Origin of the sequence: Hymenobacter aranciens, assembly GCF_030580865.1 — a bacterium.
GTDB classification, from domain to species: domain Bacteria; phylum Bacteroidota; class Bacteroidia; order Cytophagales; family Hymenobacteraceae; genus Hymenobacter; species Hymenobacter aranciens.
In genome coordinates this window covers 146715-160971 of sequence record NZ_JAUQSY010000013.1, presented here as the reverse complement: position 1 = coordinate 160971, position 14257 = coordinate 146715, and the positions used below count along the sequence as shown (strand labels likewise).

General features: G+C 60.8%; 11 protein-coding genes. 6 read left to right on the top strand and 5 right to left on the bottom strand.

Annotated elements, in window-relative coordinates:
- Positions 1 to 296 precede the first annotated feature (296 nt).
- Positions 297 to 1154 (top strand): universal stress protein, encoded by an 858-nt coding sequence (locus Q5H93_RS18660; RefSeq protein WP_305008161.1) that lies wholly within the window; start codon positions 297 to 299, stop codon positions 1152 to 1154.
- Between the two features lie 292 nt (positions 1155 to 1446).
- Here the strand turns inward: Q5H93_RS18660 and Q5H93_RS18655 are convergent, their stop codons facing one another.
- On the bottom strand, positions 1447 to 2832 hold the full coding sequence (locus tag Q5H93_RS18655) for a cytochrome P450 (RefSeq protein WP_305008159.1): 1386 nt from the start codon (positions 2830 to 2832) through the stop codon (positions 1447 to 1449).
- A 160-nt stretch (positions 2833 to 2992) separates the two neighbouring features.
- Between Q5H93_RS18655 and Q5H93_RS18650 the strand changes: the two genes are divergently transcribed.
- Positions 2993 to 3295, top strand: a complete 303-nt coding sequence (locus Q5H93_RS18650) for a hypothetical protein (RefSeq protein ID WP_305008158.1) — start codon at positions 2993 to 2995, stop codon at positions 3293 to 3295.
- 99 nt (positions 3296 to 3394) lie between these two features.
- Here Q5H93_RS18650 and Q5H93_RS18645 read toward each other — a convergent pair whose 3' ends face one another.
- Positions 3395 to 4396: a polyprenyl synthetase family protein gene (locus Q5H93_RS18645; protein WP_305008157.1), complete on the bottom strand. Its 1002-nt coding sequence runs from the start codon at positions 4394 to 4396 to the stop codon at positions 3395 to 3397.
- Between the two features lie 280 nt (positions 4397 to 4676).
- Between Q5H93_RS18645 and Q5H93_RS18640 the strand changes: the two genes are divergently transcribed.
- Together Q5H93_RS18640 and folK are read left to right on the top strand one after the other, a co-directional pair.
- Positions 4677 to 5537 carry an alpha/beta hydrolase family protein gene (locus Q5H93_RS18640; protein ID WP_305008155.1) on the top strand — a complete coding sequence of 287 codons (861 nt, stop codon included), beginning with the start codon at positions 4677 to 4679 and terminating at the stop codon, positions 5535 to 5537.
- Complete coding sequence (gene folK, locus Q5H93_RS18635) at positions 5534 to 6025, top strand: 2-amino-4-hydroxy-6-hydroxymethyldihydropteridine diphosphokinase (RefSeq protein ID WP_305008154.1); 492 nt, start codon at positions 5534 to 5536, stop codon at positions 6023 to 6025. The genes Q5H93_RS18640 and folK overlap by 4 nt, the downstream gene beginning before the upstream one ends.
- Here the strand turns inward: folK and Q5H93_RS18630 are convergent, their stop codons facing one another.
- The 3 genes from Q5H93_RS18630 to Q5H93_RS18620 all read right to left on the bottom strand — a co-directional run bounded on the left by Q5H93_RS18630 (position 6026) and on the right by Q5H93_RS18620 (position 11168).
- Positions 6026 to 7216, bottom strand: coding sequence for a hypothetical protein (locus tag Q5H93_RS18630; protein ID WP_305008153.1), 1191 nt, complete (start codon positions 7214 to 7216; stop codon positions 6026 to 6028).
- 2 nt (positions 7217 to 7218) lie between these two features.
- The gene (fabD, locus tag Q5H93_RS18625) at positions 7219 to 8106 is read right to left on the bottom strand and encodes an ACP S-malonyltransferase (RefSeq protein WP_305008152.1); all 888 of its coding nucleotides are present in this window, start codon (positions 8104 to 8106) and stop codon (positions 7219 to 7221) included.
- Positions 8107 to 8243: 137 nt separating this feature from the next.
- Positions 8244 to 11168 carry a T9SS type B sorting domain-containing protein gene (locus tag Q5H93_RS18620; RefSeq protein WP_305008151.1) on the bottom strand — a complete coding sequence of 975 codons (2925 nt, stop codon included), beginning with the start codon at positions 11166 to 11168 and terminating at the stop codon, positions 8244 to 8246.
- 261 nt (positions 11169 to 11429) lie between these two features.
- Between Q5H93_RS18620 and Q5H93_RS18615 the strand changes: the two genes are divergently transcribed.
- On the top strand, positions 11430 to 12113 hold the full coding sequence (locus tag Q5H93_RS18615; RefSeq protein WP_305008150.1) for a succinate dehydrogenase cytochrome b subunit: 684 nt from the start codon (positions 11430 to 11432) through the stop codon (positions 12111 to 12113).
- Between the two features lie 126 nt (positions 12114 to 12239).
- A complete protein-coding gene (locus Q5H93_RS18610) occupies positions 12240 to 14195 on the top strand; it encodes a fumarate reductase/succinate dehydrogenase flavoprotein subunit (RefSeq protein ID WP_305008149.1) in 1956 nt (651 codons plus the stop codon).
- Positions 14196 to 14257 lie beyond the last annotated feature (62 nt).

Below are 14257 nucleotides of genomic sequence, written 5' to 3'. Positions count from 1 at the left end.
GCACGGGGAAGTACTATCAGGAGGAGACGGCGGAGTTTGAGCGGACCGTGGACGCGCTGCTGAAGGAGTAGAGCCGCGTGTCATGCTGACGAAGGAAGCATCCTATCGCGTTCTAACGAAATCGTTGCGGCGTGAGAGGATGCTTCCTTCGTCAGCATGACAGACGGCGCGGGCGGGTTTTGGTGAGCAAAACATGAAGATATTATCACCCCACAAGCCCGGTCTTAGCCTCCCTGCCGCATTTTTCGTAAGCGAAAAAACCAAGTACCCAAAACCCTCTTTTCTTCTTTCACCCGATGAAAAACATCCTTGTTCCGACCGACTTTTCTGCCGAGGCGCACCATGCCTACCAGGTGGCGCAACAGCTGGCCAAGCAAACCGGCGGCTCCATTACCCTGCTGCACGTGCTGGAAACGCCCGATGCCATGACGGCCAATTTCAGCGCCTACGGCGGGCCCACCAACGGCGCTGACCTGCCCAATGCCCAGGGCATCGACGCGATTTACACCATCAAGCTGATGGAGGCTACCAAGCGCCGTATGCACGCCCTGGTAGCCGAGGCCGACGGGGTGCCAGTGACCGACGCGGTGGAGGTAGCCCGCATCGGCGATGGCATTCTGCAGGCCATCGAGCGGCATGGCATCGACCTGGTGGTGATGGGCGCGCAGGGCCACGGCGCGATGGAGCACTTCTTCGTGGGCTCGAACACCGAGCGGCTGATTCGGCTGGCGCCCTGCCCGGTGCTCACGGTGAAGCACCAGCAGGATGGTTTCGCGGTGCGCAACATCGTGTTTCCGTCGGACTTTACCGGCGAATCGGCCGGGGCCATCAACGGCCTGCGCCAGGTGGCGGCGGCCTTCCCACAGGCGCAGCTGCATCTGCTGCACGTGGCCTCGGGCTCGGATGGCTCGGCCGCCCGAAGCCACATTCAGGCCTTTGCCGACCAGGCCCAACTTCCGAATGTGCAGGCCGACGTGGTCAATGCCGACAGCACCTCGGCGGGCATTGAGGAGTTTGCCAAGCGCGTCGGGGCCGACTTGATTGTTATTCCCACCCACGCCCGCACTGGCCTCAGCGGCTTCTTCAACACCAGCATTGCCGAGACAGTGGCCACCCACGCCTTCCCACCGGTGCTTACATACCATCTGCAATAAGCTGAAGATACACAAGGGCATTTCTGATAAAGCCCTGCCGTCATTCACTAATAGTGAATGACGGCAGGGCTTTATCGTTGTATCGTTTCCACTAGGGGATGTTCACAAAATAATACTCGGTGTATTATCACCACTGGTGGCTGTTCATAAAACAACAGTGGGTGTATAGCCACCACCGGTGCCGGTCCCTAAAAGAAAATCCGGTGTATTGTGGCCACCGTTGCCGGTCCATAAAAGAATATCTGGTGTATCGTTACCACTGGTGGCTGTGCATAAACCAGCGGCGGCTGTATCATATCTGCCGCAGCCGGACCCGGAAATCCGTCTTCGGCCGTAGCGTAATCATGGGCTGCGTGATGATGGTAGGCGGCGCGGCGGGCCAAGTAATGTCGAAGCGCCGCACCAGCTCCAGGGTCACGAGCTGCATTTCGGTGAGGGCGAACTGCATGCCCACGCACAGACGCGGGCCGCCGCCGAAGGGCGCGTAGGTGTAGGGGGCCTGCTGCCTAAGCGCCTCGGGGGCAAAGCGCAGGGGCTGAAAGGTGAGCGGCGCGGGCCAGTGCTTGGGGTCGTGGTGCAGGCCGTGGAGGTAGAGCGAAAACATGGTGCCCTTGGCGATGCGCCGGCCCTGGTACTCGTCGTCGGCCAGGGCCACGCGGTCGAGCATCCAGGCGGGCGGGTAGAGGCGCATGGTTTCCTGCACCGCCCAGAGGGCCCGGCCCAGCTGCGGCAGCTCGGCGAAGCTGGGTTTGGCGGTACCCAGCGTAGTGTGAGCTTCCTGGCGAATGAGCGCCGCTTCTTCGGGGTGCCCGGCCAGCAGGTAGAGCAGCCAGCTGAGGGCGTTGGCGCTGGTTTCGTGGCCAGCCACCACCAGGATGAGGGCTTCGTCGACGACGCGCTCCAGCGGCATGGGCTCGCCGGTGTCCTCGTAGCGGGCGTCGAGCAGCATTTGCAGCAGGTCGTCGGGCGGCGGGGTGCCGGCGGCGTTGGCCTGCTGGCGCTGGCTGATGTAGCGGGCCAGCAGGGCGCGCAGCTCGGCCGCCTGCGCATCGTGTTTCCGATATTGGCCCGAAAGCTTAAACCACGGCCGCTTGTAGGGCTGCCGGATGGTGCGGGTGTAGAACTCTTGGATGCTGGTGAGCAGCCCGGAGGCGCGCTGCAAATCATCCTCGGCCAGGGCCGTACTGAACACCGAGCGGGCAATGATGCGAAAGGTGAGCTGCGTCATCAGCGCGTGGGCTTCCACATCGATGAAGCCGCCCGCTGCCCCGGCCTGGGCCACCAGCGGCGCCAGCGTTTCTTCGATAATCTCCTGCATCAGCCCGGTGAGGCCCGCCACCCGCTGCCGGTGAAAGCCCGGCTGAATGAGCCGGCGCTGCCGCAGCCAGTCGGCGCCCTCGTTGGTGAGCAGACCGTGGCCCACGTAGCGCGCGAAGCCCCGCGTAAAGGGCGACTTGGCGTAATTCCGGTTATTCTTCTGCAGGATGTGCTGCACCAGGCCCGGCTCGCGGGTGAGAATGGTGTGGCGCACCCCGCCGATGAACATCTCGATGGTGTCGCCAAAGTCGTTGAGCATGCCATCGAGCGTGGGCAGCAAATCGGTAGCCCCACCCAGCGAGCGGCGCACCGACTGCCAGCGGGGCACCCGCGGCAGGGGCGCCAGTTCAGAATCGGCCATACAAGGTAAGTAACACGAGGGCGGCCACCGTCAGCCGCCCTGCCAAGATACTATCGGACGCGCCGGGCCTATCTTTTTCTGCCGCCGCTGCGTACACCCGGGCAGGCCCGCCGGGCCGTCCCACCCCTCTTTCTTTCACCAAACCAACTCCCTCCCGCTTATGTGGATTCAACAAAGCTCCAGCCTGCCCGCCTCGCTGTCCGACCTGCAGGGCCGCGCCGTCGGCCTCAAGTTTGAGTGCAACCAGTGCCACACCGAAGTCTTCACCGACCTCATCGGCGTGCCCGCCGTGAATGACGAAGCCGACTCCTCGGAGCACGCCGCCAACCACGAAATCGAAGAAATCAAGTGCCCCGGCTGCCACATGACCCACCAGATTGAGGTCGACAGCACCTTTGATGGCGTGACGTTCAAAGTGAGCGAGGTGGCCGGCGACAAGGTCAGCTACCAGGTGGCGGAATAACGCCTTCTGTCATGCTGAACGCAGTGAAGCATCTTATCACGCCGAAACGATTTGTTCGGCCACGATAGGATGCTTCATTGCGTTCAGCATGACAGAAGTCTACTTCTCCCGCTCAATCGTGTAGTTAATCAGCTGCTCTAGCGAAGTCCGGCTCGGCGAATCCGGAAACGTGTACAGAATGGCCAGCGCCTCGTCGCGGTACTGCTTCATCACGCCGATGGCGTAATCGAGCCCGCCCGACTGCTTCACGAACTCAATCACCGCCTGCACCCGGTCGCGGCGGCCTTCGTTGTTTTTCACGTTGAAAATGACTTTCCGCTTCTCCAGCCAGCTGGCTTTGGACAGCGCGTGAATCAGCGGCAGCGTCATCTTTTTCTCCTTGATGTCGATGCCCACCGGCTTGCCGATTTCCTCGGTGCCATAGTCAAACAAATCGTCCTTGATTTGAAAGGCAATACCCACTTTCTCGCCAAACAAGCGGGCCCGCTCAATGGTCTCCTTGTCGGCCCCGGTCGAAGAAGCACCCACCGCCGTGCAGGAAGCAATGAGTGAGGCCGTCTTCTGGCGGATAATCTCGAAATACACGTCCTCGGTGATGTCGAGGCGGCGGGCTTTCTCAATCTGCAGCAGTTCGCCTTCGCTAAGCTCGCGCACGGCGTTGCTCACGATTTTGAGCAGGTCGTAGTCGTCGTTTTCGAGCGACAGCAGCAGGCCGCGCGACAGCAGATAGTCGCCCACGAGCACGGCAATTTTATTCTTCCACAGCGCATTGATGGAGAAGAAGCCGCGGCGGTAGTTCGACTCATCCACCACGTCGTCGTGCACCAGCGTGGCGGTGTGCAGCAGCTCAATCAGCGCCGCCCCGCGGAAGGATGCTTCGGGCAGCGGCGCGGTGGGGTCGGCGGCGGTGATGTGGGCCGTCAGGAAGACGAACATCGGGCGAATCTGCTTGCCCTTGCGCTTCACGATGTAGCCCATTATCTTGTCGAGCAGCAGCACCTTGGTGCGCATCGACTGCCGAAACTTGTGCTCGAACTCTTCCATCTCGGCCGCAATGGGGGCCTGAATCTGGGCGAGGGAAATAGAGGGGGAAACGGGCATTACGGGCGCAATGATACGGCGGGAATGGCGAAGGCCGAACAGAATGAAACTCCCCTCCTGCCAAGGAGGGGGTGTTTTGCCGCAAGCAAAACAGGGGTGGTTAGGCCGCCCACGCCGTCTGGGTAGGGTTAGAACAATCAACCAAGGCTGTTGGTCTGGAAATCGGTATCCTCTTCGGCAAAAAAGCCCTGCCGACCACTAACCACCCCAGCCAGGCCTGCGGCTTGGCATCCCCTCCTTGAAAAGGAGGGGAGTTTGTCGTTCTGCCTACCTTCGCGCCATGCTTACCCACGCTGCTTTCGTCCTCACTGGCCCCGCTCACGGCCGCCGCTTCGCCGCCGACGCCACCTATGAAACTACCGGCCAAGCCAAGCCGGTTATCGTGTTTGTGCACGGTTTCAAAGGTTTCAAGGACTGGGGGCACTTCCCGCTGGTGGCCGACTACTTCGCCGGCGAAGGCTTCGTGTGCGTAAAGCTCAATCTCTCGCACAACGGTATGGTAATAGATGGCTGCGGCGACCTGGAAGACCTCGACGCCTTCGGCCGCAACAATTTCAGCATCGAGCTCGACGACCTCGGGCAGCTCCTCGACGCGCTGCACGCACCCGGCACCACGCCCGTGCCCGCCGCCGAAATGAACCTCACGCGCCTCTACCTCGTGGGCCACAGCCGCGGCGGCGGCCTCGTGCTGCTGAAAGCCGCCGAAGACCCGCGCATCAAAGCCGTGACTACCTGGGCCGCCGTGGCCGATTTCGACCAGCGCTGGCCCGCCGCGTTCATGGACGAGTGGCAGCGCACGGGCCGCATTCACGTACCCAATGCCCGCACCGGCCAGCAGCTGCCGCTCGACTACCAGATTGTGGAAGATTACGTTGCGCACCGCGCGCGCCTCGATATTCCGCACAACGTGCGCCGCAAGCTGAAGCAGCCGCTGCTGCTCATCCACGGCGACCAGGACGAAACCGTGGCCGTAGCCGCCGCCCACGCCCTGCACGAGCTCAAGCCCGATGCCGAGCTGCTGCTCGTGCCGGGTGCCACGCACATGTTTGGCGGCGCCCACCCCTGGAACAATACGGACTTGCCGCAGCCTGCCCGCTACATTGCGGAACAAACGGCCGCCTTCTTCCACCGCCAGCTATGAACACGACCGTCGCCTACTTACTTCTCGGCAGCAACCTCGGCGACCGGGCCGCGCATTTGCAGGCCGGCCGGGCCCGGCTGGCCCTCAGCGTCGGCGAATTGATAGCCGAGTCGGCCATCTACGAAACCGCCGCCTGGGGGCGCGAGGACCAGCCCGCTTTTCTAAATCAGGCTATTGCCCTGCGCACGACGCTGACCGTGGGGCAACTGCTGACACAGTGCCTGGCTGCCGAGCACGAGGCCGGCCGCGAGCGCCACGAGCGCTGGGGCAGCCGCACGCTCGACGTGGATATTCTGCTCTTCGGCAACCACATTATCGAGCAGCCCGGCCTCATCGTGCCCCATGCCCGGCTGGCCGAGCGGCGCTTCGCCCTCACGCCGCTGGTGGATATTGCCGGCGTGGTGCAGCATCCGCTTTACCAGCAAAACATTGCCGAGCTGCTGGCCGAGTGCCCCGACCACTTAGCCGTGCGGCGCTGGGAAGAATAGCTACTGCGTGGCGCTGATGGTGGGCAATTGGCGCAGATTCTGCGCGTTGGTACAAGCCCGGCCCGCCGAGTATACCAGCCAGATTCCTAATACAGAAATTAGGAGCCACCGGGCGGCCTTTGTGCGCGGCACTGGCAGAGAACTCATCACCAGTAGTACCAGCGGGCCGAATATGACGCTGGCGTACCGCTCGGCGTCGTAGAGGCCTGCAGCGCTGCGGGTGAAGGTGGTGGCAATTAAGATTAACAGCAGGAAGCTGAATAAGCTGGCCCACAACAGGCGAGGCAAGAGCCCAGCCGCAGGCCGCGTCACCGCCATTGGTGGGTGTTGGCGCGGCCAGCTGGTGGCCAGCACCAAAATCAACCCAATACCCCAACCCACCGGCGCCCCAGCCCCGTACCAGCTGGCCCGCACCGGCAGCAGCCAGCGCAGCAGCACAAACCCATAATCGGCCATCGAGCTGAAAAATTGCGCCCAGCCCCGGTTAATCTGGTACACGCTGGGCGCCGCCAGCAGCAGCGCATAGTAGTGCCACAGCAAACCACCCAGCGCACTCAGGCCCAGATGGACTACGACTCCGGGTCGAAGCCGCGGGTGTTTGACCGCCGCCAGCAACAGCCCCGCTCCCACCCCGACCAGCAGGAAAAAGCCAATGGTACGCTGCAAAGGCAGCAAGCCAGCCGCCAGCGTAGCCACCGCCAGCCAGCTATTTCGCGTGGTGTGCAGCCATTGGTATAGCGCGGCTGCATACGCGGCAAACAGCAGCGTAAACACCGCTTCACCCCACACGAACTTGCTCACTACCAAACCCGGCGTCCCCAACGCCAGCGCCCAGGGTAATACCCAGGTCCGCGCTTCAGGCAGCAATTTCCGGCCCAGCCAGCTCCAGCCCAGCAGACTGCCCAGCAGGCAGGCGCCGTGCAACAGCCGCAGTCCCATCAGGTTGCCCACTACCGCCACCAGCACCGGGTACAGCGGCGGCCAGTAGCGGTAGGCCGAGCCATCGGGGTGCAACAGGCGGCCCACCTCCCGCAGGCTGCGGGCCGCGTGCAGGTAGTAAGTCGAGTCGGCAGTGCCGGCCAGGCCGGGGCCGGAGGCGTAGGCAAACAAGGCTAATTGCACCAGCCCGGCCAGCCCCACCGACCACGCAAACCACTGGCGGGATGAAAGCTGCCGCTCCGTCAGCCGCACCGTTAGGCCGAGGCTACGGTAGCCGTGGGCACAATTTTCTTCACCAGGCCCTGCAATACCTTACCGGGGCCGCACTCCACGAAATCGGTGGCGCCGTCGGCAGCCATTTGCTGCACCAGCTGCGTCCAGCGCACGGGAGCCGTCAGCTGGGCCAGCAGGTTGGCTTTGATTTCGTCGGGGTTGGTGTGCGGGCGGGCATCCACGTTCTGGTACACCGGGCACAGGGCTTCGCCAAAAGCCGTCTTTTCGATAGCCTCGGCCAGTGCGGCAGCGGCGCTCTGCATCAGCGGCGAGTGGAAGGCGCCGCCCACGGGCAGTGGCAGGGCGCGCTTGGCTCCGGCGGCTTTCAGCGCCTCGCAGGCCTGGGCAATGCCGGTAGTCGAGCCCGAGATAACGAGCTGGCCGGGGCAGTTATAGTTGGCGGCCACTACCACGTTGCCGCCATCGGTGATTTCCTGGCACACGCGCTCCACTGTAGCATCATCCAGCCCCAGAATGGCGGCCATCGTGCCGGGCTGCTCCTCGCAGGCCGCCTGCATGGCCTGGGCCCGGCGCGCCACCAGCGCCAGCGCATCCTCGAAGCGCAGCACCCCGGCCGCCACCAGCGCCGAGAACTCACCCAGCGAGTGGCCGGCCACCATGATGGGGCGGGCATCGGGCGTGGCCGCAAACTGCGCCACCGAATGCACAAAAATGGCAGGCTGCGTCACGTCGGTCCGGCGCAGGTCATCGTCCGAACCGCCGAACATGATGTCGGTCAGGCTAAACCCCAGGATGTCGTTGGCTTGGGTAAGCAGGCGGGCGGCTTCAGGATGTTGCTCAAAAAGCTCGCGGGCCATGCCCGGAAACTGGCTGCCCTGACCGGGAAAAACGAAGGCGCGGTTGGCCATAAAAGTGCTGTTTAAGGGTATCGGGTTAGGAATTGGAGTGCGCAAAAGTAAGCCGGCCGGGAGTCTTGCCCCATAAAAAAACGCGGTAAGCCAAATGGCTCACCGCGTTTCCGGTTGTTTTCGCTGGTTACGCTTTATCAACGCAACACTTCTACCCAGCCTTTGTAGGTGCGCTTGGTGTTGTTGTTGTCGGCAAACTCTACCTCGGCCTGGTAGAAATACACACCGTCAACCACCTTATTGCTGCTGTTGCCAACTTCACCCGCTGGGCCACCGCCGTCCCAGTTGATAAAGATTTCGGCATTGGTGGTGTTCTCAAATACCTTCACGCCCCAGCGGTTGAAGGCCGTGAAATGCACGCGCCGTAGCGGGCTGCTGTTTTTGGGACGGAATGTATCGTTCTTGCCATCACCGTTGGGGGTGAATATATTAGGCAGCACGAAGAATACGCAGTTGTCTTGGCAGGCTTCGTTGCTAAGGTTACTGCGTACGCCGTACTGGTCCACCGCTTGCACTTGGTAGCAGCCGCCCGAAAAGTCGAGGCTGCGGTGCGTATAGCTGGTCTGGCTAACCGAGTCGATAAGCGTGTACGGCCCTGCGTTGCCAGCGCGGTAGAAAATACGGTAGTAGCTGGCTTCGGCCTTGCAGCCGGCGGGCGAATTGCCCAGCGTCCAGCGCAAATTGTTGCTGTAGCGCATACTAGCCGTCGGGAATTCCTGCAGTGCCGCCAGACTGTCGCAGTTAGTAGGCACTAAAGTCAGAATGGGGTCGCAGGGCACGTCGGTGAGCACCACGCAACGCTCCTGGCTTTTGTTGAGCAGCGACGTGAGGTAGTTCACACCGGGGTAGCGGCCATCCGTCTGCACGTAGTAGCAGTATTCCTCCTGCTTGCGCAGGCTGGGGTCGCGGTCTACGTAGGTACCACCGGTAGCCGTACCTTGCGCCGTACCAATCTGCACGAACGCGCCGCCCGGGCTCCGCCGGTAAATAGTAGTCGGCTGCTGGGGCAGCGAGTTGTCCCAGGGCACGTCGTATCTCCAGTTTACGGTGATAGTACTAGTCAGCCCGTTAGGTATTATCGAGGTGCGTACACTGCTGGCCACCGGCCCATTCTCCACCACCTCGCGGCCGCTGGGGGTCGAGAAGAACTCCAGCTTGTAGATATACTGCACGTCCTGGGTGTTGAGACCGGTGTCAGTCAGCATCGTATCATCGAGGGTGGTGAGCGTGCGCACCGGCACAAACACCGTGGGCGAAGTGCTCTGACTGCGCAATATGCGGTAGCCCAGCGGCGCCGCAAAGGGGGCACCGTTGCCGGGGTCGGGTTTAGTCCAGCGCACATCAATGCGGCCATTGGTGGCGTTAGTCTGGGTTATATCCACGTTTTTCAGCAGCGCCTGCCGACCGGCAAACGTCACGCAGGCCTCGGCCGAGGCTAGGCTTTCGCCGCCAGCAGGTAGCTGGAAGTCGGCATAAATGCGGTAGCAGTACGTTTTGCCACGGACCAGCCCCTGCGCTACATTCGCGGAGTTGAGGTTAGTATCGACAAACGACATCGTGGCCGCCGTCACCGTGCCGATGCGCACGTACCCTGAACTGGCCGGGATACCCGTTTCGCAGGGTCCCGGCGTAGTGCCGGCAGCACCCTCACGGCGGTAGATGTAAAGGTTGCGGGCGTTGTTGCAGGTGTACCGGTCCCAGGTCAGCAGGGCGGAGTTGAGGCCACCCACCACGCTGGCAGAGGCCTGCACATTTTGCGGTGCTGGCCCAACCACCCGAATGTTCCAGGTCCTGACGTCCACCAGCACGGGGTCGCCGGGCGAGGCCGGCGTATCCTGTGCCTTAAATACCACTTGGTGCGGCAATCGGGCCACGTCGTTGCATTCCGTCCTCCACACAAATTCGCCCCGGGCCTGCGGCGGGCCGGCAGAGCCCTGGGTGAAAGTAGCGGGCGGCAGCATTCCACCGTAAGCAAACAGCTGAATAGCAGTCTGCCCCTGGTAGCCCGGCTCCGTTCCGTCCACTGCCGTCACAACGCCGCGCACGACATCGCCGGCCACTACGCACACATCAGCTGGCACCGTCAGCTCGGGCCGGAGGTTAAGCGTGTTCCGCACGATAATCTGCATGTCGCGAACAACTTCGCCAATTTGCCGGATACCTGTTGCCGAACGCCGCCATTCCTCCACCTTGAAGGCGATGTTGTAATAGCCCGCCAGTATCGGTGCGTTCCAGGTAATCTGGCCCGTAACAGCATCCTGCACAAAAACGGCTGGGGCGCCTGGCACCCCGACAGGTATCCCGTTGTAGGCTACCTGCACCGGGTTGGTAGCCCCACTAATCTGAGGGTCGTTGGGGTAGCGATAATTGGTGCAGGAGACTGGCACAGGACGGTTATTCCCCCCGCCCGATATCAGCGTACCAGCTACTCCCAATGGCACTTGCTGACAATTTATCAACTTATAAGACAACGAGTCCCCATCGGCATCGGAGCCAGCCGGATTATGCAAAAACACCTGTCTGATGCCCGCCTTGTCAAAGGCTGGCGCATTGAGCACCGGCGACTGATTCAATCCCAGCGCAGGGTCTATCCGGACAGTCGTGCTGATGTAAAACGTCTGATTATTGGAATCCGTCATGTTGCGGATACCCTGGTTCCGGTTTTCCCCGATGAAGCTCACTTTAAACTCGCGGGCCGAAGGAAAAGTATGCTCAAACAGGTAGACGTTCAAGCCAGTATCGGGTGAGCTGGGAATCGGAATGGCATTCGTGGTTGTACGCCGGATGTGCTCCTGCGCTGTCCCGTCCCCGAAGAAAATGGTCACCTCATCCTGCGTCACCAACTGACCATTCAACCCGACCAAGTCAGTGTACAGCGTCAGCTTAAAGAATATTCGGCGGGGGTTTGCGCCCGTCGTATCGACGCGGGCCTGAATATCCCCGGCCCGGATGTGCGAGGCCTCAGCCGTGTTAGGCAGTAAGCCCAGCATTACCCACAAAGTCAGGGCTAATAGCGGCAGTTGCCCCACGGCCCGCCCCCAGCGTAAAAAGAACAGTTTCATACCAGCGAGTACAAGAAAAACGAGAAGCAGAGCCCCAGCCGCCAGAGCCGCCGCAAGCTACCTAATATCCTAACATCTTTTCGGGCCTGAGAGTTGTCCCTCACACCGCAATAGCCTTAACGATGCCCGCGGTAGATAGATTCACCACGGTGGCTAAAGGTTTATTTAAATTCAGTCTAAGTAACGAAATGTGATTTTTCTGGCTTGGTTAGCGGTCCGACTGTACCTTTGAGCCCTATTTCAACCCAGTTTGGCTCCTTTATGAGTTGGTTTACGAAAACCTTTACCAGTAGCATCGGCCGCAAGATTATCATGTCCATCACGGGCTTGTTCTTGTGCTCCTTTCTGGTCATTCACCTTGTCGGCAATTTGCAGCTTTTCAAGCACGACAACGGGGCGGCATTTAATATCTATTCGCACTTCATGGGTACCAACCCCATTATCCGCACCATCGAATGGGTGCTGGTGCTGGGTTTTGGCTTCCACATCTACGAAGCCATTGCCCTGACGGGCAAGAACAAAAAGGCCCGGGGCACCGGCTACGTGGTCAATCATTCGGAGCAGAATTCGGAGTGGACTTCGCGCAATATGGGCCTGCTGGGCACAGTGATTCTGGTGTTCCTCATCGTCCATTTGTACAATTTCTTTTGGCGCGCCCGCTTCGGCGAACTCGACCCGGATATCAACAACAACGATGACCTGTACACGCTGGTGGTAAGCTCGTTCCAGCAGTGGTGGTACGTGGCGCTGTATGTGCTGGCGCAGGTGTCGCTGGGCTACCACCTGTGGCACGGCTTCCGCTCGGCGTTTCAGACGCTAGGGCTGAACCACCGCAAGTACACGCCGGTTATTAAGGCGGTAGGCTACGGCTTCGCGGTGATTGTGTCGGCGACGTTTGCCGCCATGCCGCTGTACTTCTTCCTCGGTTTAGACAAAATCCAGTAATTCAATGAGCAATTAGTAGTTAACAATGTGTAATGACGGACTGCTGTTTTGGCGCCTTCGCTTCGCTTATTGCTTAATTATGATTGTTCATTGCTCATTGTCAATTGCTAATTGATTTCCTCCCGTATGTTTCCGGATTCCAAGATTCCCGAAGGCTCGATAGCCGAGAAATGGGACAAGCACAAGTTCAACGTTAAGCTCGTCAACCCCGCCAACAAGCGGAAGTACGACATCATCGTGGTAGGTACCGGCCTCGCTGGTGGCGCCGCCGCTGCTTCGCTGGCCGAGCTGGGCTATAACGTAAAAGCCTTTACGTACCACGACTCGCCGCGCCGGGCGCACTCCATTGCCGCTCAAGGTGGTATCAACGCCGCCAAGAACTACCAGAACGACGGTGACTCGGTGTACCGTCTCTTTTACGACACCGTAAAAGGCGGCGACTACCGCGCCCGCGAAGCCAATGTGTACCGCTTGGCCCAAGTGTCGGTGAACATCATTGACCAGTGCGTGGCGCAGGGCGTGCCCTTCGCCCGCGAGTACGGCGGGCTGTTGGCTAACCGTTCCTTCGGGGGCGCGCAGGTGAGCCGCACGTTCTACGCCCGGGGCCAGACCGGACAGCAGCTGCTGCTGGGCGCCTACTCGGCCCTGAGCCGGCAGATTAGCTACGGCAAAGTGAAGATGTACACCCGCTCGGAGTTGCTCGATGTGGTGGTGATTGACGGGCAGGCGCGTGGCATCGTGACGCGCAACCTGGTGAACGGCAAGATTGAAAGTCACACGGCCCACGCCGTGGTGCTGGCTACCGGCGGCTACGGCAACGTGTTTTACCTGAGCACCAACGCCAAGTATTGCAATGTGACGGCCGCCTGGCGGGCCCACAAGAAAGGTGCCTATTTCGCCAATCCCTGCTTCACGCAGATTCACCCAACCTGCATTCCGGTATCGGGTGATTACCAGTCGAAACTGACGCTGATGTCGGAGTCGCTGCGCAATGATGGCCGCGTGTGGGTGCCCAAGACGGTGGAAATGGCCGAGCGTTTGCGCAAGGGCGAGATTCACGTTAATGACATTAAAGAAGAGGAGCGCGACTACTTCCTGGAGCGCAAGTACCCCGCCTTCGGCAACCTGGTACCGCGCGACGTGGCTTCGCGCAATGCCAAGCAGATGTGCGACGAAGGTCGTGGTGTGGGCAGCAGCGGTCTGGCCGTGTACCTGGACTTTGCCGACGTGATTAAGCGCATTGGCGAGGAGGCGGTTAGCCAGAAGTATGGCAACCTCTTCGACATGTACGCCAAAATCACCGACGAGAATCCGTACAAGCAGCCGATGCGGATTTACCCGGCAGTACACTACACCATGGGCGGCCTGTGGGTTGATTACAACCTGCAAACCACCATCCCCGGCCTGTACGCTACGGGCGAGTGCAACTTCTCGGACCACGGGGCTAACCGCCTCGGGGCCTCGGCGCTGATGCAGGGGTTGGCGGATGGATACTTCGTGATTCCGTACACTATCGGTGACTACCTGGCGAAGACGCCGGCTAAGCTGGAGGATTCCAATAAAGTGGCCATCAATGCGCAGCACCCGGCCTTTGTAGCGGCGGAGCAGGAAGTGCGCGACCGCACGGCCAAGTTCTTGGCGATGCGCGGCAACCGGACGCCGGACGAGTTCCATAAGGCGCTGGGCCACATTATGTGGGAGTATTGCGGCATGGCCCGCAATGCGAAGGGGCTGACGTTTGCCAAAGCCGAAATTCAGAAGCTGCGCCGGGAGTTCTGGCAGGACCTGAAGTTGGTGGGCAGCGGCGAGGAAATGAACCAGGCGCTGGAGAAAGCCGGCCGCGTGGCCGATTTCCTGGAACTGGGCGAGCTGATGGTGGACGATGCGCTGAACCGCAACGAAAGCTGCGGCGGCCACTTCCGCGAGGAATACCAGGACGAGAAGGGCGAAGCCCAGCGCGACGACGAAAACTACGCCTACGTGGCCGCCTGGGAGTTTATGGGCGACAACCAGCCCGAGCGGCTCAACAAAGAACCGCTGGTGTTTGAAAACGTGAAGCTGTCGAAACGCAGCTACGAATAATATTTTGAGTTATGAGTTATGAGTTAAAAGTTATGTGTTAACCCCATAACCTAACTCATAAC

Excerpts from the sequence above, each read along its gene's own strand:
- Q5H93_RS18660 (WP_305008161.1), top strand. The coding sequence starts at position 297 with ATGAAAAACATCCTTGTTCCGACCGACTTTTCTGCCGAGGCGCACCAT.
- Q5H93_RS18655 (WP_305008159.1), bottom strand. The coding sequence starts at position 2,832 with ATGGCCGATTCTGAACTGGCGCCCCTGCCGCGGGTGCCCCGCTGGCAG.
- Q5H93_RS18650 (WP_305008158.1), top strand. The coding sequence starts at position 2,993 with ATGTGGATTCAACAAAGCTCCAGCCTGCCCGCCTCGCTGTCCGACCTG.
- Q5H93_RS18645 (WP_305008157.1), bottom strand. The coding sequence starts at position 4,396 with ATGCCCGTTTCCCCCTCTATTTCCCTCGCCCAGATTCAGGCCCCCATT.
- Q5H93_RS18640 (WP_305008155.1), top strand. The coding sequence starts at position 4,677 with ATGCTTACCCACGCTGCTTTCGTCCTCACTGGCCCCGCTCACGGCCGC.
- folK (WP_305008154.1), top strand. The coding sequence starts at position 5,534 with ATGAACACGACCGTCGCCTACTTACTTCTCGGCAGCAACCTCGGCGAC.
- fabD (WP_305008152.1), bottom strand. The coding sequence starts at position 8,106 with ATGGCCAACCGCGCCTTCGTTTTTCCCGGTCAGGGCAGCCAGTTTCCG.
- Q5H93_RS18620 (WP_305008151.1), bottom strand. The coding sequence starts at position 11,168 with ATGAAACTGTTCTTTTTACGCTGGGGGCGGGCCGTGGGGCAACTGCCG.
- Q5H93_RS18615 (WP_305008150.1), top strand. The coding sequence starts at position 11,430 with ATGAGTTGGTTTACGAAAACCTTTACCAGTAGCATCGGCCGCAAGATT.
- Q5H93_RS18610 (WP_305008149.1), top strand. The coding sequence starts at position 12,240 with ATGTTTCCGGATTCCAAGATTCCCGAAGGCTCGATAGCCGAGAAATGG.